The following is a 219-nucleotide window of genomic DNA, read 5'->3' as shown; positions in this document are numbered from 1 at the left end:
TCAGAGCACTTGGTCGGCGGATGGTCGAGGAAATGGCGTAAAGGTGGCGATGAGGCACTAAAACCGAAGCCGAAGGGAAGGCCCAAGGGTTCGGTCACGCCGAAGCCGCTTTCGGAGGAAGCGAAGCTGCGTCGCCAGATCACGCGGTTGGAAGCGGAAAACGCATATCTAAAAAAATTGCGGGACTTGAGGAATCAGGGACACGCCTGAAGGTCCAGG

1 pseudogene is annotated in these 219 nt (G+C 57.1%); it reads left to right on the top strand.

The annotated features are described in order from the left end of the window. A pseudogene (locus QP941_RS11615) lies at positions 1–219 on the top strand (transposase); the annotation flags it as partial.

It is taken from the genome of Corynebacterium sp. MSK150 (assembly GCF_030229215.1).
GTDB lineage: Bacteria > Actinomycetota > Actinomycetes > Mycobacteriales > Mycobacteriaceae > Corynebacterium.
This window is presented reverse-complemented; position numbering and strand designations above follow the sequence as displayed.